Here is a 2,042-nt window from a genome sequence, read left to right on the forward strand (position 1 = left end):
CATTATGTTAAATAACATTCAATTAATCGGTCGAATTACACATGACCTCGAGTTAATTTTCTTTTTTTGGTTAAATATTCTAATCCTAGGTGAGATTCGTTGTTGTGGTTGCAAGTCAATAAATAATGATAATAATCTCTAATTTGGTTGAATAAAGGTGATATTTCTTTAAATAATTGTGTTTTTGTAGTGTTAATTTCTTTTTCATCGATTGGGTTGTTGATTTTATTGGGGTGGAATTGATATTTAAAAGGTTTGTAAGAAATATTAGGGTTTGAATTTTGTTGTTGGATTAAGTTTTTAAATTCTTGAGTTTTCATAAAGTTATTAATTTTTTCAAGGGCGTTATTAAAAGTTTTAATTCCTCTTATTTCCATATAAACATCAATAATATCGTAATCTTTACAAAATTTCCAACAATGAATTTTATTATCTGAAGTTAAATATCAACAAGTTGGATTTTGTCCTTGATGGATGGGACAAGGGAAACGATATTTGGTGTTTAAATTTGGTGGTATTATATTTAATTTTTTTAATAAAACTAACATGGGGAAATTGGTTTGGATGTGTTTTATTTTATCTTGATAATTCATTTATTTTACTCCTAACACGTTTTAAACTACAAAAAAGCAACTTAAAAAGTGGCTGAGGAAACGGGTATATAAAAGACTCTCGCGGTGAGAGTCTTATTATTTGGTAGTTTATTTTTGAGTGCAAAAAAAATCTTGAAATGAATAATTATTAAGTTTTTTTAATTTTCTTGGTTTGTTTTTTGTTATTAAAGTGAGTTAAATGCAATCAGTTATATATTTATAACTAAATTAAATTTGAAAGGTAAGGTATTTGGTAAATATAATAAAAAAAGATAAACTTACAAACTTATCTTAATAGTAATATTATTCAAATAATTTGTTTTTTCTTTGTATTTCCTTTATGGTTTAGATCATAAGCAATAATAACAAAATATTTACCACATTAACAAATGTGTTTAGTGTTTTAATAAAAATATTCTAAAATTATCTTGTTTTTAATAATGTTTTTAGACCAATCAGAATTGATATAATATGTGTTTTTACATGGGTCTTCTTCGTGAGTTTGTTGAGATAAAAATTGGCTTCTTTATTGCCATATAATTAAATAATATCATCAATAATTTGTTTTTGAGTGGCATTTATTTTAGTTTCATCTCCCATTGATAAAGAATCGGAGATTTAATGGTTTATAAGTAAATTCTTTTAGTTGTGTACACAATTCAGTGAAAACAGGACCATAAATCCAAGCTTGGGTTTTTTCTTTTACAAGAGGTTTTTTAGTTTGTACTAAATGTTTTGTATGAGCGTAATAAATCATTTTATTTAGTTTCATTTTAGTAGTTGAATAAGGATTATTTTTAACAATGTAAAGAGAAATATTAAAAACGTTAATTTGGTCTTTTTTATGGATGATGAATATTTTAATATTTATTACCTTCATATTCTTTATATATATTAACATGTTTTTTTATGATTTTTAATTGTTTTTTTATTTCTTTAATTTGTTTTATAATTTGATTGAATTTATTTTACATTTTTTTTAATTCTCTTTTATTTTGATTAATAATAAGTTTCAATTTGATAAGATAAAACAAAACCGATTTCTTGGAAGGTTTGTTGTGTTCTAAAACTTTAGAAAATTTTTATTTTTAATTAAAAATAAATAAAATATTTTCTTAAACATCAATTAAATAGATTAATTATTTATCATTATTTAATAATATTATTCGAATTTTTATAAATTTAAAGTTTTTTATTTAAAAATTTTAAATAAAATAGAAATTAAGTTTATTCTTTATAATTTACTCTATAAAATTTATATGTTTTATATAAAATAAAAACATTTAAAAAAAGTAAATTTATTATAGTTAACATTATAAATAAAAAAAATTTATTTTTGTGAAAATAATTTAGTTTATTTTTTTCTTTTGTTTCACCTAATTCATTATTTGTTTCACTTAATTGTTGTTCGGTTTGTTCTAATTTAGTTTTTGTTTCACCTAATTCATT

The 2,042-nt window shown here is 21.3% G+C and carries 2 protein-coding genes and 1 pseudogene; all 3 read right to left on the minus strand.

The window, feature by feature from the left end; genetic code table 11:
- Positions 1-50: 50 nt before the first annotated feature.
- Positions 51-593, minus strand: a pseudogene (locus OYV_RS03605) (toprim domain-containing protein); the annotation flags it as partial.
- A gap of 589 nt (positions 594-1,182) precedes the next feature.
- The gene (locus OYV_RS05390) at positions 1,183-1,473 is read right to left on the minus strand and encodes a Panacea domain-containing protein (RefSeq protein ID WP_236620285.1); all 291 of its coding nucleotides are present in this window, start codon (positions 1,471-1,473) and stop codon (positions 1,183-1,185) included.
- 347 nt (positions 1,474-1,820) lie between these two features.
- On the minus strand, positions 1,821-2,042 hold a 222-nt coding region (locus OYV_RS05395), incomplete at its 5' end, for a hypothetical protein (RefSeq protein WP_042068338.1).

This window comes from 'Chrysanthemum coronarium' phytoplasma, from assembly GCF_000744065.1.
GTDB classification, from domain to species: Bacteria; Bacillota_I; Bacilli_A; order Acholeplasmatales; family Acholeplasmataceae; genus Phytoplasma; species Phytoplasma asteris.